Annotated in this window: 29 protein-coding genes; 11 read left to right on the top strand and 18 right to left on the bottom strand. The window is 61.3% G+C overall.

The annotated features are described in order from the left end of the window. The first annotated feature begins 5 nt into the window (after positions 1-5). From purF to scpC, 3 genes are all read left to right on the top strand, one after another. Positions 6-1,460 (top strand): amidophosphoribosyltransferase, encoded by a 1,455-nt coding sequence (gene purF / locus ABID16_RS07300; RefSeq protein ID WP_354555925.1) that lies wholly within the window; start codon positions 6-8, stop codon positions 1,458-1,460. Between the two features lie 11 nt (positions 1,461-1,471). Next, positions 1,472-2,215, top strand: coding sequence for an SDR family NAD(P)-dependent oxidoreductase (locus ABID16_RS07305; RefSeq protein ID WP_354555629.1), 744 nt, complete (start codon positions 1,472-1,474; stop codon positions 2,213-2,215). A 246-nt stretch (positions 2,216-2,461) separates the two neighbouring features. Beyond that, positions 2,462-3,982, top strand: coding sequence for a succinyl-CoA:acetate CoA-transferase ScpC (gene scpC, locus ABID16_RS07310; protein WP_354555630.1), 1,521 nt, complete (start codon positions 2,462-2,464; stop codon positions 3,980-3,982). 10 nt (positions 3,983-3,992) lie between these two features. Here the strand turns inward: scpC and pssA are convergent, their stop codons facing one another. Both pssA and ABID16_RS07320 read right to left on the bottom strand, forming a co-directional pair. After that, positions 3,993-4,850, bottom strand: a complete 858-nt coding sequence (gene pssA, locus ABID16_RS07315) for a CDP-diacylglycerol--serine O-phosphatidyltransferase (protein ID WP_354555631.1) — start codon at positions 4,848-4,850, stop codon at positions 3,993-3,995. 10 nt (positions 4,851-4,860) lie between these two features. Further along, positions 4,861-5,568 carry a phosphatidylserine decarboxylase gene (locus tag ABID16_RS07320; RefSeq protein ID WP_354555632.1) on the bottom strand — a complete coding sequence of 236 codons (708 nt, stop codon included), beginning with the start codon at positions 5,566-5,568 and terminating at the stop codon, positions 4,861-4,863. A 182-nt stretch (positions 5,569-5,750) separates the two neighbouring features. On the opposite strand from ABID16_RS07320, the gene ABID16_RS07325 reads away from it, so the two are divergent. Beyond that, positions 5,751-5,927, top strand: coding sequence for a hypothetical protein (locus tag ABID16_RS07325; RefSeq protein ID WP_354555633.1), 177 nt, complete (start codon positions 5,751-5,753; stop codon positions 5,925-5,927). 123 nt (positions 5,928-6,050) lie between these two features. Here ABID16_RS07325 and ABID16_RS07330 read toward each other — a convergent pair whose 3' ends face one another. Both ABID16_RS07330 and ABID16_RS07335 read right to left on the bottom strand, forming a co-directional pair. Continuing rightward, positions 6,051-7,937: an ABCB family ABC transporter ATP-binding protein/permease gene (locus ABID16_RS07330; RefSeq protein WP_354555634.1), complete on the bottom strand. Its 1,887-nt coding sequence runs from the start codon at positions 7,935-7,937 to the stop codon at positions 6,051-6,053. Between the two features lie 143 nt (positions 7,938-8,080). After that, complete coding sequence (locus ABID16_RS07335) at positions 8,081-10,243, bottom strand: LysM peptidoglycan-binding domain-containing protein (RefSeq protein ID WP_354555635.1); 2,163 nt, start codon at positions 10,241-10,243, stop codon at positions 8,081-8,083. Between the two features lie 163 nt (positions 10,244-10,406). Here ABID16_RS07335 and ABID16_RS07340 point away from each other — a divergent pair, with 163 nt between their 5' ends. Continuing rightward, positions 10,407-11,018 (top strand): LOG family protein, encoded by a 612-nt coding sequence (locus tag ABID16_RS07340; RefSeq protein WP_354555636.1) that lies wholly within the window; start codon positions 10,407-10,409, stop codon positions 11,016-11,018. A gap of 36 nt (positions 11,019-11,054) precedes the next feature. Here the strand turns inward: ABID16_RS07340 and ABID16_RS07345 are convergent, their stop codons facing one another. Next, complete coding sequence (locus ABID16_RS07345; RefSeq protein WP_354555637.1) at positions 11,055-11,804, bottom strand: class I SAM-dependent methyltransferase; 750 nt, start codon at positions 11,802-11,804, stop codon at positions 11,055-11,057. A 202-nt stretch (positions 11,805-12,006) separates the two neighbouring features. Then, complete coding sequence (locus ABID16_RS07350) at positions 12,007-12,771, bottom strand: DeoR/GlpR family DNA-binding transcription regulator (RefSeq protein WP_354555638.1); 765 nt, start codon at positions 12,769-12,771, stop codon at positions 12,007-12,009. Between the two features lie 108 nt (positions 12,772-12,879). On the opposite strand from ABID16_RS07350, the gene ABID16_RS07355 reads away from it, so the two are divergent. Beyond that, positions 12,880-13,239, top strand: coding sequence for a DUF4406 domain-containing protein (locus ABID16_RS07355; protein WP_354555639.1), 360 nt, complete (start codon positions 12,880-12,882; stop codon positions 13,237-13,239). Here ABID16_RS07355 and ABID16_RS07360 read toward each other — a convergent pair. Both ABID16_RS07360 and rarD read right to left on the bottom strand, forming a co-directional pair. Beyond that, positions 13,229-14,122, bottom strand: a complete 894-nt coding sequence (locus tag ABID16_RS07360; RefSeq protein ID WP_354555926.1) for a DMT family transporter — start codon at positions 14,120-14,122, stop codon at positions 13,229-13,231. The two genes, ABID16_RS07355 and ABID16_RS07360, sit on opposite strands and share 11 nt — an antisense overlap. Before the next feature lie 19 nt (positions 14,123-14,141). Further along, positions 14,142-15,071, bottom strand: coding sequence for an EamA family transporter RarD (rarD, locus tag ABID16_RS07365; RefSeq protein ID WP_354555640.1), 930 nt, complete (start codon positions 15,069-15,071; stop codon positions 14,142-14,144). 161 nt (positions 15,072-15,232) lie between these two features. On the opposite strand from rarD, the gene ABID16_RS07370 reads away from it, so the two are divergent. After that, a complete protein-coding gene (locus ABID16_RS07370; protein ID WP_354555641.1) occupies positions 15,233-16,468 on the top strand; it encodes a PQQ-dependent sugar dehydrogenase in 1,236 nt (411 codons plus the stop codon). Positions 16,469-16,477: 9 nt separating this feature from the next. Here the strand turns inward: ABID16_RS07370 and ABID16_RS07375 are convergent, their stop codons facing one another. Continuing rightward, positions 16,478-17,131 (bottom strand): hypothetical protein, encoded by a 654-nt coding sequence (locus ABID16_RS07375; protein ID WP_354555642.1) that lies wholly within the window; start codon positions 17,129-17,131, stop codon positions 16,478-16,480. 153 nt (positions 17,132-17,284) lie between these two features. On the opposite strand from ABID16_RS07375, the gene ABID16_RS07380 reads away from it, so the two are divergent. Beyond that, entirely contained in the window at positions 17,285-17,806 is a 522-nt protein-coding gene (locus ABID16_RS07380) for a hypothetical protein (RefSeq protein ID WP_354555643.1), read from the top strand. Positions 17,807-17,865: 59 nt separating this feature from the next. On the opposite strand, the gene cimA is transcribed toward ABID16_RS07380, so the two are convergent. From cimA to cysS, 8 genes are all read right to left on the bottom strand, one after another. Beyond that, entirely contained in the window at positions 17,866-19,482 is a 1,617-nt protein-coding gene (cimA, locus tag ABID16_RS07385) for a citramalate synthase (RefSeq protein WP_354555644.1), read from the bottom strand. 26 nt (positions 19,483-19,508) lie between these two features. Beyond that, positions 19,509-20,468 (bottom strand): prolyl aminopeptidase, encoded by a 960-nt coding sequence (gene pip, locus ABID16_RS07390; RefSeq protein WP_354555645.1) that lies wholly within the window; start codon positions 20,466-20,468, stop codon positions 19,509-19,511. Further along, complete coding sequence (locus ABID16_RS07395) at positions 20,465-20,947, bottom strand: GFA family protein (RefSeq protein ID WP_354555646.1); 483 nt, start codon at positions 20,945-20,947, stop codon at positions 20,465-20,467. The genes pip and ABID16_RS07395 overlap by 4 nt, the downstream gene beginning before the upstream one ends. Then, on the bottom strand, positions 20,944-21,423 hold the full coding sequence (locus ABID16_RS07400; RefSeq protein WP_354555647.1) for a GFA family protein: 480 nt from the start codon (positions 21,421-21,423) through the stop codon (positions 20,944-20,946). Before ABID16_RS07400 ends, ABID16_RS07395 begins: the two co-directional genes overlap by 4 nt. A 162-nt stretch (positions 21,424-21,585) precedes the next feature. Then, entirely contained in the window at positions 21,586-22,047 is a 462-nt protein-coding gene (locus ABID16_RS07405; RefSeq protein WP_354555648.1) for a GFA family protein, read from the bottom strand. Beyond that, positions 22,040-22,462: a type II toxin-antitoxin system VapC family toxin gene (locus tag ABID16_RS07410; RefSeq protein WP_354555649.1), complete on the bottom strand. Its 423-nt coding sequence runs from the start codon at positions 22,460-22,462 to the stop codon at positions 22,040-22,042. Before ABID16_RS07410 ends, ABID16_RS07405 begins: the two co-directional genes overlap by 8 nt. After that, positions 22,459-22,701 carry an antitoxin gene (locus ABID16_RS07415; RefSeq protein WP_354555650.1) on the bottom strand — a complete coding sequence of 81 codons (243 nt, stop codon included), beginning with the start codon at positions 22,699-22,701 and terminating at the stop codon, positions 22,459-22,461. The genes ABID16_RS07410 and ABID16_RS07415 overlap by 4 nt, the downstream gene beginning before the upstream one ends. Before the next feature lie 63 nt (positions 22,702-22,764). Beyond that, positions 22,765-24,219, bottom strand: coding sequence for a cysteine--tRNA ligase (gene cysS, locus ABID16_RS07420; protein ID WP_354555651.1), 1,455 nt, complete (start codon positions 24,217-24,219; stop codon positions 22,765-22,767). 348 nt (positions 24,220-24,567) lie between these two features. On the opposite strand from cysS, the gene ABID16_RS07425 reads away from it, so the two are divergent. Next, positions 24,568-24,723, top strand: coding sequence for a hypothetical protein (locus tag ABID16_RS07425; protein WP_354555652.1), 156 nt, complete (start codon positions 24,568-24,570; stop codon positions 24,721-24,723). A gap of 38 nt (positions 24,724-24,761) precedes the next feature. On the opposite strand, the gene ABID16_RS07430 is transcribed toward ABID16_RS07425, so the two are convergent. Then, a complete protein-coding gene (locus ABID16_RS07430; protein WP_354555653.1) occupies positions 24,762-25,547 on the bottom strand; it encodes an SOS response-associated peptidase in 786 nt (261 codons plus the stop codon). A 41-nt stretch (positions 25,548-25,588) separates the two neighbouring features. On the opposite strand from ABID16_RS07430, the gene ABID16_RS07435 reads away from it, so the two are divergent. Next, positions 25,589-26,014 carry an NUDIX hydrolase gene (locus ABID16_RS07435; RefSeq protein WP_354555654.1) on the top strand — a complete coding sequence of 142 codons (426 nt, stop codon included), beginning with the start codon at positions 25,589-25,591 and terminating at the stop codon, positions 26,012-26,014. A gap of 38 nt (positions 26,015-26,052) precedes the next feature. After that, complete coding sequence (locus tag ABID16_RS07440; protein ID WP_354555655.1) at positions 26,053-26,481, top strand: TIGR02301 family protein; 429 nt, start codon at positions 26,053-26,055, stop codon at positions 26,479-26,481. Positions 26,482-26,576: the final 95 nt, after the last annotated feature.

Raw genomic sequence — 26,576 nt, forward strand, 5'->3', positions numbered from 1 at the left:
AGGCCATGGCAGACGACGACAGCCCGGAAGCCGATGCTTTCCGTGACGAATGCGGTGTATTCGGCATTTTCGGCAAGTCGGAGGCCGCCTCGCTCTGCACACTCGGCCTGCATGCCCTCCAGCATCGCGGCCAGGAAGCAGCAGGCATCGTCTCCTATGACGGCAAGCAGTTCTATGTGGAACGCCATGCCGGCCTGATCGGCGACACGTTCACCAAGACGTCCGTGCTCGAGCGCCTCCCCGGTTCGCGCGCCATTGGCCACACACGCTACGCCACGACCGGTGGCGGCGGCATGCGCAACGTCCAGCCCTTTTATGCCGAATACGAAGGCGGCGGCTTTGCCATTGCCCATAACGGCAATCTGACAAATGCGCTCACCGTGCAGAAGGCGCTGCAGAAGCGCGGCGCGATCTTCTCCTCGACTTCGGACACCGAGACTTTCCTGCATCTCATCGCCATGAGCGAAGGCAAGGACTTCCTCGATCGCTTCATCGATGCGCTGAAGCAGGTGGAAGGCGCCTATTCGCTTGTTGGCCTCTCTGAAAAGAAGCTCATCGGCGCGCGCGATCCGCTCGGCATCCGCCCGCTCGTGCTCGGCGATCTCGACGGCTCCTATATCCTCGCCTCCGAGACCTGCGCGCTCGACATTATCGGCGCGCGCTATGTGCGGGACATCAAGGCTGGCGAAGTTGTTGTCATTACCGGCAAGGGCATTGAAAGCCACTTCCCCTTCGCGCCGGTGCCGACCCGCTTCTGCATCTTCGAATATGTCTACTTCGCCCGTCCGGATTCGAATCTCGAAGGCCGCAACGTCTATGATGTGCGCAAGAGGATCGGCGAGGAACTGGCGCTGGAAAGCCCCTGCGACGCCGATATCGTGGTCCCTGTGCCGGATTCCGGCGTGCCGGCGGCCATCGGCTTTGCGCAGGCGTCCGGCATTCCTTTCGAGCTTGGCATCATCCGCAATCACTATGTCGGCCGGACCTTCATCCAGCCGTCGCAGTCGATCCGCCACATGGGCGTCAAGCTGAAGCACAATCCGAACCGCAAGATGATTGAAGGCAAGCGCGTCGTGCTGGTCGACGACAGTATCGTGCGCGGCACGACCTCGCAGAAGATCGTGCAGCTCGTTCGCGATGCCGGCGCCAAGGAAGTGCATATGCGCATTGCCTCACCGCCGACCATGTCGCCCTGCTTCTACGGCGTCGATACGCCGGAAAAGGCAAAGCTGCTCGCCTCGCGCATGTCGATCGAGGACATGGCGGATTTCATCAAGGTGGATTCGCTGGGCTTCCTCACCATTGACGGGCTTTACCGCGCGGTGCGCGAGCCGCAGCGCAATGGCGAATGTCCGCAGTTCTGCGACGCCTGCTTCACCGGCGAATATCCGACACGCCTGATGGACCAGGAAGTCGATTCCAAGATCCGCAGCCTCTCGCTGCTGGCCAGCAACGGTTGAGGACGGGGACCATGGGGGGAATTCTGCAAGGCCGCGTGGCGCTCGTCACCGGCGCATCGCGCGGGATCGGCTATTTCACGGCCATCGAGCTGGCAAAAGCCGGCGCGCATGTGATCGCCTGCGCCCGCACCACCGGCGGGCTCGAAGAGCTGGACGATGCCATCAAGCGGGAAACGGGCGAGAGCGCTACGCTCGTTCCCTTCGATCTCGCCGACATGGGTGCCATCGATGCACTCGGCCAGGCGATCCATGACCGCTGGGGCAAGCTTGACGTGCTGGTCGCCAATGCCGGTATCCTAGGCGTCATCTCGCCCATCGGCCATGTCGAGGCGAAGGTGTTCGAGAAGGTCATGCTGCTGAACGTCACGGCAACGTGGCGGCTCATCCGCTCTGTCGAGCCGCTGCTGACGAAGTCGGATGCCGGCCGCGCTGTTATCCTCTCCTCGGGCGCTGCTCACAAGTGCCGCCCGTTCTGGGGTCCCTACTCTGCCTCCAAGGCGGCCGTGGAAGCGCTGGCTCGCACATGGGCCGGCGAGCAGGAGAACTTCACGCTGCGCGTCAACGCCGTCGATCCGGGTGCCACCCGCACGGCCATGCGGGCGCAGGCCATGCCGGGCGAAGATCCGGATACGCTGCCGCATCCATCCGAGGTCGCCAAGGCGATCCTGCCGCTAGTGGACCCCGCCATGACCGAAACGGGCCGGCTCTTTTCGGTGCGAGAGCAGCGCTTCCTGACATATCACATGCCGGATTGATGGGCGCGGCCGTAGCGGCTCGTCGTTTCGTCAAAGCCCACCCGGCCATGACACAAGCAGGCGGCCGCCCAATCCCCGGCCGTCATCCCATCGAAGGCATGGAGCCCGCCGTTTTCCTTTCGCACTTGCGTTAAGTCAAAGACATAAAGCGCCAAAATCGATTTTTCCTTGTCCTGACGCGCTCTTAGCAGGCGCAGCGAACTAGCGATTCCTCATGCGCCGCGGCGCGCTTGACAAGGAGCATGCATGTCATCCAAAGGCCGAATTCAGGATACGACCCTCTCCAACCTCATCATGAGCGCAGATGATGCGGCTGCCCTCATTCCATCTGGGGCAACGGTGGGCATGAGCGGGTTCACCGGCTCGGGCTATCCGAAGAGCGTGCCGCTGGCGCTCGCCAAGCGCATCGAGGCTGCGCACGCCGCTGGCAATCCCTTCAAGATCAAGGTCTGGAGCGGGGCCTCCACGGGTCCGGAGCTGGACGGGGCGCTTGCCAAGGCCGACGCCATCGAGTTCCGCCTGCCCTACAATTCCGATCCGGTGGCCCGCGATAAGATCAACAAGGGCCAGATGGATTATTTCGACATCCATCTCAGCCAGGTTGCACCGCTCGTCTGGGAAGGCTTTCTCGGCAATCTCGATATCGCGCTGATCGAAGTCTCGGGCATCACAGCGGAAGGCGCGCTCATCCCCTCCTCCTCCATCGGCAACAACAAGACCTGGCTCGACCGTGCCGACAAGATCATCCTGGAAGTCAATCGCTGGCAGAGCGAGGCGCTGAACGGGATGCACGACATCTATTACGGCACGGCGCTGCCGCCGCATCGGGTGCCGATCCCGTTGGTGCGTCCCGACGACCGCATCGGCCAGCCGCATTTCCGCGTCGATCGCGAGAAGATCATCGGCATTGTCGAAACGGACGCGCCCGACCGCAACGCGCCCTTCTCGCCCCCGGACGACGTGGCAAAGGCAATTGCCGGTCATCTCCTCGAATTCTTCGCCCATGAAGTGAAGATGGGGCGGCTTACGAAGAACCTGCTGCCGCTGCAATCCGGTGTCGGCAACGTCACCAATGCCGTGCTCGCCGGCCTGATCGATGCCCCTTACGAGAACCTCACGTCGTTCACCGAAGTGATCCAGGACGGCATGCTCGACATGCTCGACGCCGGCAAGCTGCGCATGGCCTCGGCCACCGCCTTTTCGCTGAGCCCGGAGGCTGCCGAGCGGCTGAATAACGAGGCGGAGCGCTACCGTCACAAGCTGATCCTGCGCCCGCAGGAAATCTCCAATCATCCGGAACTCGTGCGCCGGCTCGGCTGCATCGCAATGAATGGGCTGATCGAGGCCGATATCTATGGAAACGTGAACTCGACCCATGTCATGGGCTCGCGCATCCAGAACGGCATCGGCGGCTCCGGCGACTTCGCCCGCAACGCCTATCTCTCGATCTTCATGACACATTCGACCGCCAAGAAAGGCGCGATCTCGGCCATCGTGCCGCAGGCCTCGCATGTGGACCATATCACGCAGGACGTTCATGTCATCGTGACCGAACAGGGGCTTGCGGATTTGCGGGGCTTAAGCCCCAAGCAGCGCGCCAAGGTCATCATCGCAAATTGCGCACATCCGGCCTATCGGCCGATGCTGGAGGATTATTATGCGCGGGCGTTGAAGACCGCCTATGGGCTGCATGCGCCGAACATCCTGTCGGAGGCGCTGTCGTGGCATCAGCGGTATGTGGAGACGGGGTCGATGTTGGTAAAGTGAGGTTACCCCCTCACTCCTTGTGATCATCCTGCGGATAATAGGCGTGAATGTCGCCTTCTTCCGGCGCGGAAAATGCGCCGTCGCCATATTTTCTCTGCCAGGCGCGGGCACCGAAGGGCAGGCTCAGGAGGTAGGCGACAACAGCCGCAGATAGCGTCTGCCAGGGGTAGACGCTCAGCGTCGCCACCAGCAGCACGACGCCGAGGATGATGGGCATCATGTAGTTGCGCGGCACCCGGCTGCCGGACTTGCCGGACCAGACCGGAACACGGCTGATCAGCAGTGCGGCGATCAGCAGCGTATAGGCAGCGGAAAACAGCGCCATGGTGTTGTTCGGCGCAACGCCGAGGAAGCTGAGATAGACCGGCAAAAGCACGAGGAAGGCGCCGGCAGGCGCCGGCACGCCGACGAAATAGGACGACTGCCAGGGCGCCTTGACGTCGTTGTCGGTCATGACGTTGAAGCGCGCGAGGCGCAGGCCTGCTGCGATGGTGTAGATCAGCGCGGCGATCCAGCCGAGCGAGCGGGCCTGATCGAGCACGAAGATGTAGAGCACCATTGCGGGCGCCACGCCGAAATTGATGATGTCGGCAAGCGAATCCATTTGCGCACCGAATTTCGATGTCGCCTTCATCATGCGCGCGATGCGGCCATCGATGCCGTCGAGGAAGGCCGCCACCAGCACCATCTGCACAGCGAGTTCGTAGCGGAATTCGATGGCATAGCGAATGCCGGTGAGGCCCGCGCAGATGGCGAGAACCGTGATCAGGTTCGGCACCATCAGGCGCAGCGGGATTTCCTTCAGCCGCGGGCCGCGGGCGGCGTCCGACTTCTTGGGCGTGTTCACGTCCGGCGCTTGCTCGGCCATCGCTTGGTCCTTACGTCCGGCGGCTGACGACGGGGCCACGGCCCGAGCCGAATTCGGCAAGAACCGTTTCACCCGCAATCGCCGTCTGACCGAGCGAGACGCGGGCAACAGCCCCTTCCGGCAGGAAGACATCAAGACGCGAACCAAAGCGGATAAGGCCGAAGCGTTCGCCAGCCTCAAGATTTTCGCCCGGTGTCGACCAGCAGAGAATGCGGCGCGCGACGAGACCGGCGATCTGCACCACGCCGAGATCGCCATGTTTTGTTTCGATGATCAGGCTGTTGCGCTCGTTGTCATCGCTTGCCTTGTCGAGTTCGGCATTGAGAAACTCGCCCTCGCGATAGACGATCTCGCGGATGCGGCCGCGCATCGGTGCGCGGTTCACATGGCAGTTGAAGACGTTCATGAAAACCGTGATGCGCAGGCGCGGTTCGGCGCCGAGGCCGAGTTCCGCCGGCGGGGAATACATGCCGATGGAGGAGACGCGGCCATCAGCCGGCGAGATCACCAGATCCTCGTCCTGCGGCGTGACGCGTTCCGGATCGCGGAAGAAATAGGCGCACCAGAGCGTGAGCACGAGACCGACCCAGAAAAGCGGCTCCCAGATCCAGCCAAGGATCAGCGAAACCACGAAGAAGGCGATGACGAAGGGATAGCCTTCCTTATGCACCGGGACGATCGTTCTGCGGATCGTGTCGAACAAGTTCATGGGTCTCACCTTCTCGAGTATGTCGCGGTTTTGATTAGCCCTATCGGCCCAAAAGGGCAACTGCCAGCGCGTCCAACGGCCTTGCTATGCCCCGCTTTCGGAACCTTCGAGCGGATATAGGCGTTGCAAGCAACAGGTACAGCCGTTCGCGACAGCATGCCAAATCTCAGACTTCAAGCAAGGAGGCTCCCATGAACCGCCAGGAGGAAAATCTGGAAATCCGCCGGATGGCACAGGATGCCCATCTCGACCAGGATATGGAATCCATGGTCCCGCCGACGTCATCAACGACCGGAACAATTATAATGGTCGCGCTTCTTTGCGCCTTGGTCGTTGCAGGTCTCGCAGTTGCGTTTACGACCCTCTGACGTTAGAGCATTTCAGCGTTTCACAGAAACGCTGAAATGCTCTATCTCCTTGTTTTCCGCAATTCCGGACGCGAAACCGGTTTCCACTTTCGGCTCGGAATTGCTCTAAGGACCGGCCCCCATTCAGCGCGCCGGTTCCTTGCGGATGACGATGCCCAGATCGTCGCTTTCCCGCACTTCCTTGAGCTTTGCTTCGGCCTGAACCGCCTCGCGCTGACGGTTCCACATGCGTTCGTAGAGGCCCTTCTGTTCCAGAAGCTCCGCATGCGTTCCGCGCTCGGCAATCTCTCCATCCTTCAAGACGATGATCTCGTCGGCGTTGATGACGGTCGAGAGACGATGCGCGATGATGAGCGTCGTGCGGTTCTTGGCCACCTCGTCAAGGGCCGCCTGGATTTCCTGCTCGGTGCCGGTATCGAGTGCGGACGTCGCCTCGTCCAGCATCAGGATTGGCGGGCTCTTCAGGATCGTGCGGGCGATCGCCACGCGCTGTTTCTCGCCACCCGAGAGCTTCAGGCCGCGCTCGCCGACCATCGTCTTGAAGCCTTCCGGCAGCGAGCGGATGAAATTGCCTACCTGGGCGATTTCCGCAGCCTGCTCGACCTCTGCCTCGGTGGCGGAAGGGCGGCCATAGCGGATGTTATAGGCGATCGTGTCATTGAAGAGCACGGTGTCCTGCGGCACCATGCCAATGACGGCGCGCAGCGAGGTTTGGGTGACATCGCGCACATCCTGCCCATCGATCTTCACCGAACCGCCCTGGACGTCATAGAAGCGATAGAGAAGCCGCGAGATCGTGGACTTGCCTGCTCCCGAAGGTCCGACGACGGCGATTGTTTTGCCCGCCGGCACCTTGAAGGAAATGCCCTTCAGGATCGGGCGCTGCGGATCGTAGGCAAAGTGGACGTTATCGAACTCGATCTCGCCATTCTGGATTTTCAGGTCTACCGCGCCCGGCTTGTCCACCACTTCGGCCTTCACGTCGAGCAGTTCGAACATCTGCTCGATATCCGTCAGGCCCTGACGGATTTCGCGGTAGACGAAGCCAATGAAGTTGAGCGGCACGGAGAGCTGCATCAGCATGGCATTGATGAAGACGAAATCGCCGAGCGTATGCGTGCCGTTCTTCACCGAAATCGCCGACATCACCATCATGACCGCCGTGCCCACGCCGAAGATGACGGCCTGGCCGAAGTTCAGCCAGCCGAGGGAGGTCCAGACTTCCGTCGCCGCCTTCTCGTAGCGTTCCATGGAGGCGTCGAAACGCTTGGCCTCCATCTCTTCATTGCCGAAATACTTGACGGTTTCGAAGTTCAGGAGCGAGTCGATCGCCTTCGTATTCGCCTCGGTATCGGAATTGTTCATCGTGCGACGGATGGCGATGCGCCAGTCGCTCGCCCGCACGGTGAACCAGATATAGCACCAGACCGTCATCGCGGTCACGAAGAGGTAAGAGAAGCCGTAGCCCCACCAGAAGATGATCGCCGTCAGCAGGAACTCGATCAGCGTCGGGATCGAGTTGAGGATGGTGAAGCGGACGATCGTCTCGATGCCCTTCGTGCCGCGCTCGATGATGCGCGAGAGACCACCCGTGCGACGCTCCAGATGGAAGCGCAGCGATAGCTGGTGCATGTGGACGAAGGTGCGGTAGGCAAGCTGACGCACGGCATATTGGCCGACGCTGGCAAAGAGAGCATCGCGCAGCTGGTTGAGGCCGGCCTGCACAAGACGGAACAAATTGTAGGCCAGAACCAGCATGACCGCGCCGAGCAGGATCTCGGGCAGAATGTTCGGTGCCGAATTCTTGCCGTTCAGCGCATCCGTCGTCCATTTGAACAGGTAGGGCACCATGATCAGCACCGCCTTGGAGACGATGAGGAAGACGGTTGCCCAGACGACGCGCATCTTCAGGTCAGGCCGCTCGGACGGCCACATGTAGGGCCAGAGATTGCGAAGTGTCCCCAGCGGATTGCTGTCATCCGCCGAAACGGTTTTCTGTTCGCCTGCCATGCAGCGCCCTGCCCTGTAGAAGATTTTTGTGTTTCAAGATGCGAAAGGCGCGGCTTCCATCCCCGGAAGCCGCGCCTCTCAAATAAGATTAACCATTGCTGCCCGCAATCCCGCAGGGCGAGATAAATCAGGCCGCCCTACAATTAGTGCTTCTTGCGAAGCTCGCGGTTGGCCTTCTCAGCCTCCTCGTCGGACTGCGTGACCTTGCCCGGCACGCCGAAGACCTGACCAGGGGCAATGCGGTTGGGGTTGTCGATCATTTCCTGATTGGCGAGATAGATCGTCGTGTAGCGCACGCCGCGACCGTAGACACGGCGGGAAATCTGCCAGAGCGTGTCACCCTTTCGGATGATGACGCTGTCCTTGCTCTCCTTGAGCGGGGCCTGCTCGATCGATTTCGGTGCCTCTGCCGAGGGCGCAGCTGCGGCGGGCGCATTGGCGGCCTGCTGCGTCTGCCCGGCTGGTGCGGGCGCTGCGGCGGTCGGCGGGGCGGGAGCCGGCGGTGCGGCAGCGGGCGCGGCAGGCTTTGCGACATCGGGCATGGCATCGCGCGCGGCCGCCTCGATCGAGGCGATGGCAGAACCGACAGCCTTGGGGTCGTCGCCGGCGGCCTGCAGCAGCTTCAGCGCATCGGCTGCCGACTTCCCGACCTTGGCGGCAAGGGCTGCAACGTCGGCGCCGGCGTCAGCCGCAGGTTTGAAATCAGCCAGCGCCTTCAGCGCAAACTGGGTGGCGGAACGGGCAGCGGCCAGCTGATCCTTGGCCGGCGTCTTGCCATCGGCAAACAGTCCCTTCAGCAGCACGATCGCCTTGGCCGCCTCCTCGCGCAGCTGTTCCAGCTGGGCGACCACGGGCTGTGACGCCGCCGTCGCATTGCCGGCTGCGGCGGGCTTGGTGGTGTCGGCAACAACAGAGACCTGATCGCCGGCCGGACGGTTGAACGGCACGGAGGCACGGACCACGACCTTCGAACCCGTCTGATCCATGAGATCGGCGCGGATGATGTGGTTGCCGGTGGAAAGCGGCATCGTGTTCTCGGCTTCGAAATGACCGCTGTCGGAGGACTTCGTCGTCTCGATCAGCTTGTCGTCGGCAAAGACCTGAACCGTCGTGTTCGGGCGCGTCGTGCCGGCGACAAAAATCTTGTCGCCCTCGATCTCGACCGCGTCGATGCGGATGGCGGCGGCTTCGGCGGGCTTCTGCGATGCGTCGGCAGCGGTCGGCGCAGGCTGCTGTCCGGCGGGCACGGTCGGCGCGCTGTTTGCCAGTGTCTTGGATGCATCGGGCAGAGGCGGAAGTGTCGTGGCCGCTGCATTGGTGGCCACATCTTGCGTCGCGGCGGCCGGAGCCGCAGGGGCTGACGCTTGAGCAACTTGCGTTGCTCCGTCCGGCTTGGTCAGAATACGGCTAGCCTCGCCCGGCTTGGTGACCATGGCGAGCAACTTGCCGTCCTTGCCGTTCGGAACCGCAACGGTCGCGATTTCTGCTGAAACGACGGCCTTGCCGTCGGCACCGGTTGCCTTCAGGACCAGAGAGTGGTCGCCGGGCTCCAGCGGTTTGTCGAGGGCAATGGCGAAATCGCCGCTCGGGCCGGCAACGGCCGAACCGATGACCTTGTCGCCATCAAGGACCTCCACCCTGGCCTTGGGCGATGCGCCGCCGGCAATCACGGTCGAACCGTCCTTCTCGACGCGCAGCACGTCGAAATTCGGAAGCGTCGCTTCAATGGCATCCGGCTTTGCCGGTGCACTAGCCGCGGGTGCGGCAGGCGCTGCGCCGTTCCGAGCCGTCTTGTCGCTGAACAAGGCGGCAATCTGGGCGGCCGCGTCTGCGGCCTTGCCCGCATCTTCGGGCATGGTCTTCAGCGCGGAGAGCGCCTTGGTTGCGCTGGCAGACAGCCCGGTGACAAGACCGCCAACGGTCGCGTCGGCCCCTTCCGGCGCCTTGAAATCGGCAATCGCCTGAAGTGCCGCCTGCAGCTTCGCCTTGGCGTCCGCAAGTTCCGCGTCCGTCGGCACCTTGCCATTGGCGTAGAGGGCGCGCAGGCTTTCGGATGCCGCGCTCGCATCGGCCTTCAGCCGGTTCATCTTCTGAAGAAGTTCCGCGCCCGAAGCGTTTCCCGTGGGCTTGGTGGCCGTTTCGGTCGCGCTGCCTGCCGCAGACTTGGCGGTATCGGTCGCAGTCTTCGCCGCGTCGCTCACCACGTTCTTGCCGCCGTTCAGCTGAGGCAGGATGAAAAAGATCATGACCGCCGATGCGATCGCGAGCACCAGGACCGCGAGCCAGATGGCGCGATTGTTCTGCATTTCTGTCTCCAAACGAGCGCCTGCGCCGACGTTGCGGGCAGCATATCCCCATCACAGAAGAGCTAAACTCTTCTCCTCAGTTTCACAAGGTATTTCAACGAAATCCGGTTAACGGCACGGTGCGTTCTTGACGGGCGCAAGGCCAAAAGGCCATGGTCCGGGCATGACACAAAACGGGCATCAGATTCGAAACATCTGCGTTTATTGCGGCTCGCAGCCGGGACGCGATCCCTCCCACATGGAAGCAGGGCGCAAGCTCGGCGGGGCGATTGCCGAAAACGGCCTGCGGCTCGTCTATGGCGGCGGCATGCGCGGCATCATGGGGGCGGTTGCTTCCGGCGTCATGTCGAATGGCGGCAAAGTGCTTGGAATCATTCCCGAATTCCTGATGGACAAGGAAGCCTCCAAGCACGAACTCACCTCACTCACCGAGGTGATTGTGACAAACGACATGCACCAGCGTAAGCACCGCATGTTCGAGGAGGCCGACGCATTCGTCACGCTGCCCGGCGGCATCGGCACGCTGGAAGAGATCGTGGAGATCATGACCTGGGCGCAGCTCGGCCGCCACCGCAAGCCGATGGTCTTCGCCAACATCAACGGCTTCTGGGACCCGATGCTTTCGCTCATCAACCACATGCGCGGCCAGGGGTTCATCCACACGAGCCATCTCGTGCAGCCGCTGGTGATCGACAAGGCCGAAGATATCGTGCCTGCCATTCTGGCGGCGGGCACGGGGAACGGGGCTGATCAGGCGATTATAGGGAAGATGTGAGATAGCTGCCCCTGCCTCACCTTGCCGGTTATAAGATCATGATGCGGCTTCGCGTTTTCGCGCGAAGAGCATGACGACGGAGCCCATTCCCGGAGGCGTCAGGCGAAACATGAAGAGAGCCAGGCGCCATAGCAGAGTATTGTTTCCGAAATAGGCCGGCTCGGAATCGTATGTATAGGTCACCACGTCCCAGCGGTCCGCGGTGAAGGCGTTGCCGATGTCGTTTCGCGTATTCAGTCTGTAGAATGTCGGAAACACATCTTCCGTCTTGCGGTTCGGCTGCGCCCGTTTCAAAACCCGGGCATGCAAAGCTTCAGGTATCAATCGCGAAGCGATGCTGATGTAGCCCCATTTGTTGGGTGTCCGCGCGCAAAACCAGCCGCCGGGCCTGATGACGCGCTCCACTTCGGCGCTGAAAGCCGAGACATCCCCTATATGCTCAAGGACCCAATCCGCGAAGGCGAGATCGACGCTGCTGTCTGGCAAAGGAAAGGCATTCTTCTCGATGACATGGGCTTCATCCAGAGACGGGTTGCCGAGTACGGCATCATCCACGTCGATCCCGATGACTTTCTTGCATCGGCCACGGAAACTCATCAGTCTCCTTATGTAAGAGCCTGGGCCATCCACATGCGCCACGCCGCGCCCGGCACCAATGTCAAGTACAACTGAGTCTTCCGAAACGATCGAATTTATGCGCTGGTAAAACTCGACGGATCCATCAACTCTTGTATATCCCCCAGCCCGGCTCTCGGGGAAGAATTTCTCCACCACGGCATGATTCATAACGAATGCCTTTAGAATATCCGAAACTCGTCAATCGAAATGCATAAAATCTTCTGGCAACCTTCATCATACTACGGCCCTTTGTCAACAGCTTTGCCGCGCATCATTGTGCTATGCTCGCTAGCATCCGGGCATATTGCCGCGACATCCCTTGGGTCGGCGTGACCGTCCGTATGGCTCTCCTGTTGCCTGTCAGTGTGGTTCAGAGAGGGTTTGCGATCCTCACGGAAACACCCATCGCATGAAACATTTCCAGATCGACGGCAGGTGTTGAATCGACGACAATCACGCCCGTCGCATCCCCCAGCGGCATAATGGTAACAGGGGATTGCTGGCCCAACTTGCCGGCGGTCAAAAGAACCCAAACTTCGCGGGACTGCCGTGCAATCAGGCGCTTGATGGCCGCCTCCTCCGCATCGCCGGTGGAAAATCCGGCGGCGGCATTCGCTGCTGTTGCGCCGAGGAAGAAGAGATCAGGCCGGATGAGGCCGATGGCCAAGGCTGCCTCCGTGCCAACCGCCACCATGGAATGGCGGTAGAGCCGGCCGCCAATCAGGTTGACTTCGACATTCTTCAGCCGTTCGAACTCGGCGGCAATGGTCGGGCTGTGAGTGATGGCCGTGAAGGCGATCGTCTCCGGCAGCGCCCGGATCAGTTCGGCATTCGTTGTACCGCCATCGAAAAAGACAGTGCTACCGGGTTGCACGAGGCCGGCGGCGGCGCGTCCCAACCCGCGCTTTTCGGCATGTGCGAGCCCCGAACGCGCCGCAAAATCCGGCAGCGGGCCGGAAAGCGGCAATGCGCCGCCGTGAACGCGTGCCAGAAGCCCCTCCGCCGCCATTTCCCGCAGGTCCTTGCGGATCGTATCTTCCGACAGCGACAGGTCCGACGCGAAGCTCTTGGCGATGAGGCGACCATCACGGCGGATCGTTTCGAGGATGAGGTGTTTTCTTTCACTCGTCAGCATCGCTCTTGACTCTTCACGAATTATCACGATTTATCGTCTTTATTCCTGAAAAGACGAAATTTCAATTTATTTCAGGAATTATCGTGAAGCGAGTTTGAGGAGTAAGACATGTTGATCCTGATTGCCGGCCCCTACCGTTCCGGAACCGGAGACGACCCGCAGAAAATGGCGGAAAACCTGAAGCGGCTGGAAGCGCCATCTTATGCGCTGTTCAAGGCCGGGCACATTCCGATGATTGGAGAATGGGTTGCCCTTCCCGTCTGGCGCGCTGCCGGCGGAGCAGCGATCGGCGATGCGCTCTACGAGGAAATCTTCCATCCGACGGCACATCGCCTGTTACAGCTTTGCGACGGCGTGCTGCGGCTTCCGGGTGACTCCAAGGGTGCGGACAATGATGTCCGAATTGCACGCGAACGCGGCATTCCAGTCTGGTTCGACCTGAAGGATGTGCCGGGCGTCACCGGCTGAAGATCAGTGCGCTGCCGATGACCACCAGGAAGGCGCCCACCCACGCGCCGGGTGCGGGCGCTTCCCTCGTCTTCAGCCAGATGAGCGGAAGCTGCAGCGCGGGTGCGGTGGCGGCGAGCGTCGAGACAATGCCGACCTTGCCGCCGGCCAGTGCATAGAGGATGAGCGTCATGCCCAGCATCATGCCGACGAAGCCGACAAGCGCGGTGTAGGCGGCGATCTTCGGCGTCAGCGGGCCCTTCGGCACGATCATCTCCAACGGCGCGAGGCGGAACAGGTTGAAGGCGATGATGGAGATGCCGACGCGATAAAATGAAACGAGGAACGGGTCGATGCCTGTTTCCATGACCGGACGTGCCATGATGGAGCCCGCCGCCTGCCCGACCGCGGCGAGAAGACCGAGCGCCACGCCCTGCCAGAGCGGCCCCTTGATGCTTTCCCAATGATGCAGTTGCGCGCGGCGCTTGCCGAAGACGATGGCCAGAAGCACACCGGCGAAGGCGACGCAGGCACCCGTGAGCGCCAGCGGGGTCAGTGCCTCGCCGAGGAAGAGCCAGCCAAGCAGGATCGAGAGCGGGGCATGCATGGCGAAGAGGATGGAGGTGCGGCGCGGGCCCATTCGGGCGAGTGTGGCAAAGAGCACGACATCGCCGATGAAAATCCCGGCGAGGCCGGACAGCAGGACGGGCGCGAGCTGCCAGCCCTCCAGCCAGTGCCATTTGCCGGTCGCCGACAGATAGATGGCCAGCATGACCAGCACGGCCGTCATGCGGTAACGCGAAAAGGTATAGGCGCCGAGATGATTGACCGGGACAGTGGCGAGAATGCCGGTGACCGCCCAGAGCAATGCGCCGACGAGAGCCGCGACTTCATGGATGGGCAATTCCTGAACAGGCATGGAATCAGGCCTGTTTTGCGGGCTTGCGCCCAACAAGAAGCGCCCGCAGCATCGGCCAGGTGAAGACGAGAAGTGCTGCCCAGATGAAGGCAAAGGCGACGAGCTGGGACAGGCCGAACGGTTCCTTGAAGACGAAGACGGCGATGATGAAGATCATGGTCGGCGCGATATATTGCATGATGCCGATGGTCGACAGGCGCAAGAGCTTCGCACCGTTGGCGTAAAGGATCAGCGGCACGGCAGTGATCAGGCCGCAGGCGAGCAGCCAGAGCACGTCAACATAGCCGGTATCGCCGAAATGGCCGCTCCCGCTTGTCTCGACATAGCCGATATAGGCAATGGCTGGGACCGAGAGCAGCATGACCTCCAGCAGGAAGCCCTGATTGGGGCCGACTGGCAGCGTCTTGCGGAAGAAGGCGTAAAAGCCCCACGAGATGGCAAGCCCGAGCGACACCCAGGGCAGACCACCGGCCTCGACCGTCAGGATCGCAACGGCGCAGACAGCGAGGCCAATGGCCACCCATTGCGACGTCGAAAGCTTCTCGCGCAGGAGCACCGCGCCGAGGAAGACCGAGAAAAGCGGGTTGATGTAATAACCTAGCGCCGATTCCAGCGCCCTGCCCGCCGCAATCGACCAGACGTAGATGCCCCAGTTGATCGTGATGATGGAGGCAGTCAGGGCCGCCATGGCCAGCGTCCGCGGCGACTTCAGCGCCACCTTCAGATCGGACGTTCGGCCCGTCGCGATCAGCACGGCACCCGCCACCGGGATGGACCAGATGATGCGATGCGCAATGATTTCCGGCGCCGGAATATGGGCAATCGCCTTCATGAAGAGCGGCAGGAAGCCCCAGAGGAAATAGGCGGCAAGGGCAAAGGCAAAGCCGCGTGGGCTGTCGCCGGACTGGACACCGGAGGCGGGGGAGGAAGACATGCGAAGCGCTCGAATATAAGTGGGGGTTTACTTTTTCTATTCGGATGGATCGCAATCGACCAATTCATTCTTGTGAAGTGTCATGCCTCCGGATGTGGTGCAGGGGTGGAAACCGGCGGCGTTCGGTCCCATATGCGGACGAGGAATCACCGGAGGATGCCATGAAGACGACAAGGACCGCCGCAGCGCTCACCCTGACGGCGCTTGCCGCCTCAGCCGCACTCTCCCCTGCCATGGCACAGGTCAACGCAGCGACCGTCAAGGAAACCGCCGAAGCCCCCTTCACGCTCTCAAAGATCGCGCAATTCGACTATCCATGGAAGATCGCCTTCCTGCAGGATGGGCGCATGCTGGTGACGGAAAAGCCGGGCAAGCTCTGGATCGCGACGCAGAAGGGGCAGAAGGTCGCGGTCGCCGGCGTGCCGAAGGTGGTCTATGAGGGTCAGGGCGGTCTGCTTGGCGTTTATATCTCGCCGACCTTCGAGAAGGATCGCGGCGTTTATCTCACCTATTCCGAGCCGGGCGATGGTGGCTCCAGTCTGGCGCTGGCCCGCGCCACGCTCGCTGAGGGCGACACGCCGGCGTTGAAGGACCTGAATGTCATCTGGCGCGAAATGCCGAAGGGACATGGCGGACAGTTTGGCGGCGCGGTCGCCTTCTCGCCGGACGGGAAATACCTGTTTCTGGCGGTCGGCGATCGGCAGCGCATGACGCCGGCGCAGGATATGGATCTGGCGCTCGGCAAGGTGCTGCGTCTGACGCTGGATGGCAAGGCCGCGCCCGGCAATCCGTTTGCGGACAAAGAGGGCGCGAAAACCGTGCCGGTGATCGCGCCGCCGCGAGACACGGAAGCCGCGAAGAAAGCGCCCGTCGTCTGGCGCTATACCTTCCCGGACAAGAACCCCTACCCCGCCGAAATCTGGACACTGGGTCACCGCAACCCCTACGGGCTTGCCTTCTCGCCCGATGGCCGGCTCTGGGGTCTGGAGCATGGCCCCCGCGGCGGCGATGAATTGAATCTGATCGAGCCGGGGAAAAACTATGGCTGGCCGTTGGTCTCCTATTCGACGAACTACAACGGCGTGCCGATCCCCAGCCCAGACACGCGCCCGGATCTGCAGAAACCCGTCATTTACTGGACCCCCGTCATCGCCCCCAGCGACCTCGTCTTCTATCGCGGAACCTTGTTCAAGGACTGGACCGGCTCGGCGCTTGCCGGCGGGCTCGGCAGCATGACGCTGTCGCGCATCGCGTTTGACGGCAAAGGTGGAGCTACGCCGAAAGAGCGCTGGGATGTCGGGTTCAGGCTGCGCGATATCGAAGAGGCGCCGGACGGGTCGCTCTGGATGATCGCGGATGACGAGCCGGGCGGGCTTTATCGGGCGGTGCCGAAGTGAGGTGAAACTTTAAGCGGTCTTAAGTTGCTGGTTGGCTTGTTTTGCTAACAGCAGGATCACCTCAACCAGGGCCTCTCTGTCACCGGAAAGCGAGGTGATTTCAATCGTGATGAGGGTTACTTTTGCCCGCGGAATGATCAGTCGACGGAGTGCCTGCGGTCCCTTCAAAACGCCCTCGAATTCAGGACGCATGTAAAGTGCGACCGAAGTGACCCCACGGTTTACCTGGATCACGGGCGTGCGCGTAATATCGCGCCATTCGATAACGCTGTCGGAGACCCGCATATCGAGAATGCCCTGTCGAGTAATCGTCAGCACGTCAGAGGGATGAGTGCTGGCACAATGCATATTCCACAAAAGGGAATAGGCAGACAGGATCGTGGCGCAAAGGAAGACAATAAACCCAATGAACAGGAATGGACCGCCAATAGGCCCCAGTTTCTCGGACGTCAGCAATGAGGGCCAAGTCGGCACACCCAAAACGAAAATTAAAATGAGCATGATGTTGGCCGGTAGCGTCATCATCCATCGCGCCCTGCCGGAACCCGACACTCCGTAAACTGCAGGTAGATTGACCGCGACGGGTGGAATATCCGTTGTCTTGGTGAGTGTCCGCCTACCGGGAACCCAAATGATCGATTGATCGTCACTGATCTTATCCAAGGTTCCGGCCCTCCGCGGCTACCATGTCGCAACGCTATGCGGGTTTCCGGACCGAATATAATTAAATTCCCGTAATGGTAGAGAAGAGGGATTTGTTACGCCGGATCAAGCGTATAGAGTTAAGCTCAAAATCTCGCATCGAGCGGAATCACAATGCATACCATCCTTTATGCTAGCGAGCGCGCTGGCGATTCCTGTTTAACGATAGCGCTTGCCAATTTCTGGATCGGTCCGCTGTTCGGGCTCATGCTACTGCTTGCCGTGCTTCTCCGAGCCCCAAAGGGGACCAGCCCCTATGTTCTCCTCCTTCCTCTGGCGGGAGGACTGCTTATAGGAGGCGTGGCGGCGGCTGGACGCACAACGACAGACGTCTATCTCGAAGGGACCGAGATCGTTCAAGACACCTGTCGCGCGGGCAAGGCGGAACAGGAACGTTCGCCCGTTTCGGCGACGCACTCGACGGTCCAGTTTGTCGGAAAGGGCAATTATCCCGTTCTCGATATCTATTGGCCAAAACAACCGTTCAAACTCCAAATACCCTTGGATTCGGGTCGCTATCTGGCGAGTGTGCAATGGTTTGCGCCTGAGCAGGTCGGGGAATATGTGAAGGGCCTGAAGGCGAACGGCATCAACCTTCCCTGGGGCTTGAGCTATCCTTCCACGCCGGGCCAGTAGCGTTGCACCGCTCCCTCACCCTGCCCTTCGGGACACCTTCTCCCCAAGGGGAAAAGGCATCACTCCGCCGCCACCTTCCCCGCCAGTTCCCGGTTCTTCATCAGCTTGTAGACAATACTATCCATCAGCGCCTGGAACGAGGCGTCGATGATGTTGTCAGACACGCCGACGGTCCACCAGCGCGCGCCGGTGTCGTCTGAGGATTCGATGAGGACGCGGGTGATGGCTTCGGTGCCGCCGTTGAGGATGCGGACCTTGTAGTCCACGAGTTCGAGATCGGCGATTTCGGGCTGGTAGCGGCCGAGATCCTTGCGGATAGCAATGTCGAGCGCATTGACGGGGCCGTGGCCTTCGGCGACCGACATGACCGTTTCGCCGTCGATCACCGTCTTCACCACGGCTTCCGACACGGTCTTCAGCTGGCCATTGGCGTCGAAGCGGCGTTCGACCATGACGCGGAAGCTTTCAACGCGGAAGAAATCCGGCACGGAGCCGAGCGTGCGCCGCGCCAGCAGTTCGAAGCTCGCATCCGCGCCCTCATAGGCATAGCCGGTCGCCTCTCGCTCCTTGACGATGGTGATCAGCGTGTCGAGGCGCGGATCGTCCTTGCCGACGTCGATGCCGCGGCGCTTCAGCGCATTGATGAAGTTCGACTTGCCGCCCTGGTCGGAGACCATGACCTTGCGCAGATTGCCGACGGTTTCGGGCTCGACATGTTCGTAGGTGCGCGGGTCCTTCAGAAGCGCCGAGGCATGGATGCCGGCCTTGGTGGCGAAGGCGGAGGAGCCGACGTAGGGCGCCTGCGTTTCGGGCGAGCGGTTCAGCAGTTCATCGAAATCGTGGCTGAGCTTGGTCAGGCCCTGCAGCGCCTCGCGGTCGATGCCGGTCTCGAAGCACTCGTTATAGGCGGGCTTCAGCACCAGCGTCGGGATAATGGTCACGAGATTGGCATTGCCGCAGCGCTCGCCGATGCCGTTCAGCGTGCCCTGGATCTGACGCACGCCTGCCTCGACCGCCGCGAGCGAATTGGCCACCGCCTGCCCGGTGTCGTTATGCGCATGGATACCGAGCCTGTCGCCGGGCACGCCGGCCGCGATCACCGCCGCAACGATCTCGCGGATTTCCGAAGGCTGCGTCCCGCCATTGGTGTCGCAGAGCACGATCCAGCGCGCGCCGGCCTCGTAAGCGGTCTTGGCGCAGGCCAGCGCGTAGGCCGGGTTCGCCTTGTAGCCGTCGAAGAAGTGCTCGCAATCGATCATCGCGCCCTTGCCGGCGTCGATGGCCGCCTTGACCGACAGGTCGATGCTCTCAAGGTTCTCCTCATTCGTGCAGCCGAGCGCGACCTTGACGTGATAGTCCCAGCTTTTCCCCACAAAACAGATGTGGTCCGACTTGGCGCGCAGGAGTTCGTTGAGGCCCGGATCGTTGGAGACGGAGACGCCGGCGCGCTTGGTCATGCCGAAAGCGACGAAGCCGGCGCGGCCGGTGCGCTTCTTCGAAAAGAAGGCCGTGTCGGTCGGGTTCGCGCCCGGATAACCGCCCTCGACATAATCCATCCCGAAGGCGTCCAGCATGTTGGCAATCGCAATCTTGTCCTCGACGGAAAAATCGACGCCGGGCGTCTGCTGCCCGTCGCGAAGGGTCGTGTCGAAGAGATAGATGCGTTCTTTTGCCATGGTCATTTCCCGAATTTCGGGGCTCCTTACTCTTTTCCTGCATATTTGTCAGTAGCGCGGATCAGGCGGTCGAGAATGCCAGGTTCGGAATAGGCGTGCCCTGCCCCCTCGATCAGGTAGAACTCCGCCTTCGGCCAGCCCTTGTGCAGCGCCCAGGCATATTTCGCCGGGCACGGCATGTCGTAGCGGCCGTGGACGATGGTGCCGGGAATGTCTTGAAGCTTATGCGCATCGTTGAGCAGCTGCCCCTCTGTGAGCCAGCCGGCATGGACGAAATAGTGGTTTTCGATGCGGGCGAAGGCGAGCGCGAAATCCGGGTCGGCGAAGGCATCGGATGTCGAGGGTTCGGGCAGAAGCGTGATCGTCTGGCCTTCCCAGGTGCTCCAGGCGAGTGCTGCCTTGACTTGCTCCTCGCGGTTGGTCCCGGTCAGCCGGCGGCGATAGGCGGCCATCATCTCGTGGCGCTCGTCTTCCGGGATCGGGGCGAGGAAGCGCTCCCACTTGTCGGGAAACATTTCCGAGACGCCGAACTGGTAATACCAGTCGAGCTCGGCCTTGGTCAGCGTGTAGATGCCGCGCACAACCAGTTCGCTGACATGGGCCGGATGCGTTTCCGCATAGGCCAGCGCCAGCGTCGAGCCCCAGGAACCGCCGAAGACGAGCCATTGATCAACGCCCATGATATCGCTCCGCAGCCGCTCGATATCGGCGACGAGATGCCAGGTCGTGTTGTTGTCGATGCTGGCATGCGGGGCGGAACGCCCGCAGCCGCGTTGGTCGAAGAGGATCACATCGTAGAGCGCCGGGTCAAAGAGCCGCCGATGGCTCGGCCCACAGCCGCCGCCCGGCCCGCCATGAAGAAACACGGCTGGCTTGCCGCCCTTGGTGCCGACGCGTTCCCAATAGACCTTGTGGCCATCGCCAGTGTCGAGAAAGCCGGTCTCGAAGGGGGTGATTTCGGGGTAGAGGGTGCGGAAGGTGGTCATGCCGTATCCTTTGAAGGCCATTGGTCGGTATCGTGATCGGGATGCTGATGGTTGCTGAGGCGGATCGTTTCCAGTCCGCATTCGAGATCCGACCGGTCGCTTAACCGCTCCGGCTTTTGCGTGAGGGCAGAAAAGAAGCGAACGCGGGATTCAACACCGTCGTTGCTTTCAGGTTCTACCGCGGACGGGTCGTCGAGCGAGCCCAATGTGACCGCAATCGTGTCGGAGCCGATGGTCTTGAAGAAGAGCGGCGTGCCGCAGCGCTGGCAGAAGCCGCGTTTCACCGGCCCGGATGATTGAAACCACGCCGGTTCGCCGCGCGTGACGGCAAATTCCGTTTCGGCAGAACTGGCCAGCGGCATGAAATAGTTTCCGGCGGCCTTCTGGCACATGCGGCAATGGCAGAGATGCGCGCCCTCAAGAACGCCCCGGACATGGTAGCGCACCGCGCCACACTGACAGCCGCCGGAAAGGCTCATGACCGCCCCTCCGGCCACGCATCCGTATCATGATCGGGATGCTGGAACGATTTCAGATCGGCGAGGAAGGGGGCGTTCGACAGGTCGTCGTCCGTCGGATGGCCGGGCAGTTCGGGCAGGTGATCGACATAGGAAATCTTCGCCTCCGTGCCGTATTGCAAGGTGGGCACGATGCGTTCGGGCTCATCGAAAGCGCCGATGGCTATGGCCATGCCGTCCGGGGCCTCATAGGTCAGCGGCGTGCCGCAGGCCTCGCAGAAGCCGCGCTGGACCACGCTCGACGACTGGAAATGTTTAGGCTGACCGCGCGTCCAGCGGAAATTCAGGCCGCGCACGGAGGCGAGCGGCGCATAGAAGCCGCCGAAGGCCTTCTGGCACATGCGGCAATGGCAGATCGAGGCGTCCTTCAGGTCGCCCTCGACGCGAAAGCGGATCGCGCCGCACTGGCAGCCGCCGGTATGGATCGTGTCAGGCATGACTTCCTCCGTTGTTCGGGCGAAAACCCCCTCTGGCCTGCCGGCCATCTCCCCCACAAGGGGGGAGACGATCTGTGGCACCGCCTCGCGCCACGCAAGGCAGGTGGGCACAGCAGTCACTCCCCCTCCCCCTTGTGGGGAGGGTTGGGGAGGGGCCATCGGTCAGTCCTCGGGCCATTTTTCCGTGTCGTGATCGGGATGCTGCCAGTTTTCGATGCTGGCGAAGAATTCGGTCATGCCGGGGCTTTCGAACGGCGGCTTGTCGAAGAGGCGGTCGATCCACGGCAGGCGCTTTGAATGATTGACCTGGATCTGCGGCTCGAAAAGTTCCGGATGGTCGAACGCCCCGATCGCAAGCTCGATCCCTTCCGGGTGGCGATAGACGAGCGGCGTGCCGCATTTCTCGCAGAAGCCGCGATGCACCTGTTTCGACGAACGGAACCAGGTCGGCTGGCCGCGCGTCCAGGTCAGATGCGCCTGATCGGCGGTCACGAAGGCCCCGAAGAACGAGCCGAAGGCCTTCTGGCACATGCGGCAATGGCAGATCGACGGCCGCCCGAGATGGCCGGCGCTGAACCGCACCGCCCCGCATTGGCAGCCGCCGGAATGGGTGGTCTCAGTCATTGTCGGTCCTTTCCAGCCAGTTTTCGATTTTCAAGCCTTCGACGCGGGAGAATTCGCGGAGGTTGTCGGTCACCAATGTCAGGCCGAGAGCGCGGGCATGAGCAGCGATAAAGAGATCATTTGGCCCGATCACACTGCCTCGCGCCTGCAGGGCCTGCCGGATATCAGCGTAATGAACCGACGCCTTATCGTCGTAGGGCAAAACAGCGACCAGGCGAAGCACTCCTTCCACGAGCCGCTCCAGACGATCTGACCCGCGCTTGTAATATCCAAACCGCAGTTCCGACGCGACAATAGAGCTGACGCAAACGGCATATACGCCCAACTTTTCCACTTTCCGCTGAACGGCCCCTTCGGGGTTGCGGATCAAATCGGAAATCATGTTTGTATCGAGCATGAAAACTGCATTGCTCATAGCTCGACATCATCTGGTGGAGGCAGCCCTTCATCGATATCGGGAAACTCCTCGTCCCAGGGCTCGATTGTCTTCAACCACTCCAGCAAATCCATCCTGGGCTCAACCGGCTCAATGATGATCCTCCGGCCCTGCTTGGTTATCGTCACATCGTCACCGGGAAACTCGAATTCGACCGGAATGCGGATCGCCCGGTTGCGGCCGTTCTTGAAGACTTTCGCGTGCTTGACCATTCCCATGTCCGGCTCCTTCGAAGCATTTGGCATATGCCAAGCATATGCCAAATGTGCCACCTTAGCAAATCAGCGCTTCACTTCCCATGTCGTCACCCGCTCCCCGGTTGCTGAATCTTTCGAATCCTTTAGCTGAATGCCTTGAGACGCCAGTTGATCGCGCAGGCGGTCGGCCTCAGTGAAGTTCTTCGCCTTCAGCATTTCCAGCCGAAGCTGGACGAGGGCTTCGACGCTTTCGGCAAGCGCGTCCGACACGCTCACCTTCTTCGGCAGGACGCCCAGAAGGGCAGCACTTGCGCCAAATTCCGGCGCGTTGGCACTCGCCAAGGCGTGGAGCGCCTGCACGGCCGCGACGGTGTTCAGGTCATCGGACAGCGCGTCGAGAACGGAGGGATGAGCGTCGCCTTGCGGCTCCTGCCCGGTGGGCCACTTCCGGAGCAGGGCTTCCGCCTCCTCCAGCCGCTTCACACTGAAATCGATCGGCTCGCGATAATGCGTCATCAGCATCGCCAGACGCAGCACCTCGCCCGGCCATTTCCGGCCGGCGAACTTTTCCGTTTCCAGCAATTCGTTGATGGTGACGAAATTGCCCTCGGACTTGGACATCTTCCTGCCCTCGACCTGCAGGAAGCCGTTATGCATCCATATATTGGCCATCACGCCGGTGTCGAAGGCGCAGCAGGATTGGGCGATTTCGTTTTCGTGGTGGGGGAAGATGAGGTCGAGGCCGCCGCCGTGGATGTCGAACTGGTGCGGGCGCGCCTTGGCCTTGGGCGACAGGCCGTCCTTGATCTCCTCCCACAGAAAGCGGTCGGACATGGCGGAGCATTCGATATGCCAGCCGGGGCGGCCGTAGATCGAGACGGTTTCGCCATCGACGGTGTATGTCGCGTCCCAGCCGGGCTGGTCGGCGGCGCTCTCCTTCCAGAGCACGAAGTCGGCCGGGCTCTTCTTGTGCGCTTCCACCGCAATGCGCGCGCCCGCCTGCTGGTCTTCAAGCTTGCGTTTGGACAGCTCGCCATAGGCTTCCATCGAGGGAACCGAAAAGAGCACTTCCCTGCCCTCCGCGCCCGTTGCGACATAGGCATGGCCGCGGTCGATAAGCGACTGGGCGATTGCGATCATGCCGCCGATATTCTCTGTCGCGCGCGGCTGAACCGTCGGATTGATGCAGCCGAGGGTCGCGACATCGGCAACATATTGCGTCTCGGTCTTCTCGGTGACGCGGCGAATCGCCTCGTTCAGGGAGAGATCGGGGAAGTCGCGGAGCGCCCGCGCGTTGATCTTGTCGTCCACGTCCGTGATGTTGCGGACGTAAGTCACATGGTTTTCCCCATAGACATGGCGCAGCAGCCGGAAGAGCACGTCGAAGACGATGGCCGGACGCGCATTGCCGATATGGGCATAATCGTAAACGGTCGGGCCGCAGACATAGAGCCGCACGTTTTGAGCATCGATGGGCTCGAAAACCTGCTTTTCGCGGGCGAGCGTGTTGTAGAATTTCAAAGTCGGCGTATCCGCCATGTCCTTCTCCCGAAAGGCAAAAATAAGATGAGCGACCCGGCTGGCCGGGCGTTTTGAGCTCTTTTCTTTCGAGAGACGAAAACGGCCGGACCAGCGAGGCGCTAGTCGATAATCTTTCCGCAGATGATGCAGCGAACCGTTTTCATGGCGCCTTTTATTGCCGCTTGCCTTCATTCCGTCAAGCTGCCGCCGGGATCGAAATGTAGCTTTGATTTCGATCAGTTTACTTAAGTGAAAACTGACGTAGAATACATGCCGTCTTTCCGCCGCAATTTGCGGCGACAGGGCGCGCAACATATCGACACGTTCACAATAACAACACGTCCAAATGGGGCAAAGGAAACAACCATGGCTGACAAGGCCGCGAGCAACGTCAACATCAATCTGGTCGATCAATACAAGCCGGTCGGCCTCAAGGCCGTTCTGGCCGCCGCATTGATGTGCGCCAACGACCCGAAGAAGAAGGGCGTAGAGCCCGCCAAGACGGCCGGCAAGGTCGCCTGACTTTCGCCTCGCGGCTGTCGCCGGGGGACGTCTGAATTTTAGAACAAATCCATCTGGCCGCCGTCGCTTTCGCGTCTGGCGGCCTTCGCTTTTGGAGGCTTTGGTTGCGCCACATCTGCGCCGGGTTCGACCCTGTCCTGTATCTCCGGACCGGTATTGGCCACCTTGTTGACCCGATCGGAGACGGGTATCGCCTCGAACAGCTCTTCAGGGGGACTGACCATGAGGCCAGCGACATCGCGAGGCTCCTGGGTCTTGCAGTCGAGCCAGCGCGCAAATTCCTCCGGCGGAATGACAACCGGCATGCGGTCGTGGATCGGCGCGAAGGACGGGTTAGCAGGGGCGGTCAGGATGCAGGCGGTGTCAACCTCGGAGCCATCGGCGGAGGCCCATGTCTCCATCAGGCCGGCGAAGGCGACGATCTTTCCGTTTTTGGGGCGCACCCAATAGGCCTGTGACTTCTGTTTCGATCCCTTGTCCGGGCGATGCCATTCATAGAAGCCGGAGGCCGGGATCAGGATGCGGCGATGACGCATGGCGGCGCGAAAGGAGGCCTTGTCGATGGCCGTTTCGGACCGCGCGTTGACCAGAAGCGGAAATTCGCGCGGGTCCTTGACCCAGCCGGGCATGAAGCCCCAGCGGGCGAGCATGGCCTTGCGCCTGGGCATGTTGGAGCCGGGCGCACCGGTCTCCCCTTCGATGACGATGAGAATCGGCTGGGTGGGGGCTATGTTGAAGCGGGCCGGGAAATCCTCGATTAGCGCGATGGAGAAAAACTCCAGCACCTCATCTGCCGTTGCCAACAGCGCATAGCGTCCACACATGCTCTTGCATCCCTGCCTTCGTAACCTCCAATATAGGAGCCATGACCACGCAATTGAAACCCGCCGCCTCCGCAATCGTCATCGATGGCAATCGCTATCTCCTGATCCGCCGCGCCCATCCTCCGGCGCAAGACCTGTTTGCCTTTCCGGGCGGACGCGCCGAGCCTGGCGAAAGCCCGGATGAAACGGCGCTGCGGGAACTGGAAGAGGAAACTGGTTTGAAGGGTGAGAACCCGCGCCTGTTTGCAACATATGACCTTCCCGGCAAAAGCGGCGGCGGCTATTTCCTCTCGGTCTTTCTGGTGGACTGCCCGGAGCGCGGCAGCGTCAGGGCGCTGGACGACGCGCTGGAGGCAGGCTGGTACTCTGCAGCGGAGATCGCATCCATCGCGGTGCCGGAGAGTGTCGCCGATTGTATTCAACGGCTGGAAGTGTGGCGTTCGACTGCCGCAACATTCGAGAATTAACTTGCAATAATCGATGATTCGGCGTTGTAGATGGCCTCATGAAGCGGTTCTTTTCTTTCGCCATCGCCCTTGTTGCTGTGTTTCAGCCAGTCTGCCTTCTTGCGGCGGGCTCGGTGCAGCAGATAAAGACCGAAAAGCAGGAACCGGCTCCCGCCTTCAAGCAGGCGCCCTATGACGACAAGCTCGTGCAGCTTGCGGAAATCCTCGGTAGCCTCGATTTCATCCGCAACCTCTGCGAACGCGACGGCGAGCCGCAATGGAAGGCGATGATGGGACAATTGCTCGACAGCGACGCGAAGGACGAGGCCGCGCGGCGGGAAAAGCTCACCGCAGCCTTCAATCGCGGATATCGTACTTTTTCCGCCATTCAGACAACCTGCAGTGCGCAATTGCGAACAACGGCCGAGCGCTACCGTAACGAAGGAGCAACACTCGCGACGGAAATAGCGACGCGTTACGGAAATTAACGAATTATTCACCCCTTTTCGTGGCAAGCCGTGTCGTATTGGAAAAAGGCTGCTAATGTTGTTAAGAGAGCGGTAAGGAATAACCCCTTCCGCCA

It is taken from the genome of Limnomicrobium aquaticum (assembly GCF_040545545.1).
In the GTDB taxonomy this organism is placed as follows: Bacteria; Pseudomonadota; Alphaproteobacteria; order Rhizobiales; family Rhizobiaceae; genus Ensifer_A; species Ensifer_A aquaticum.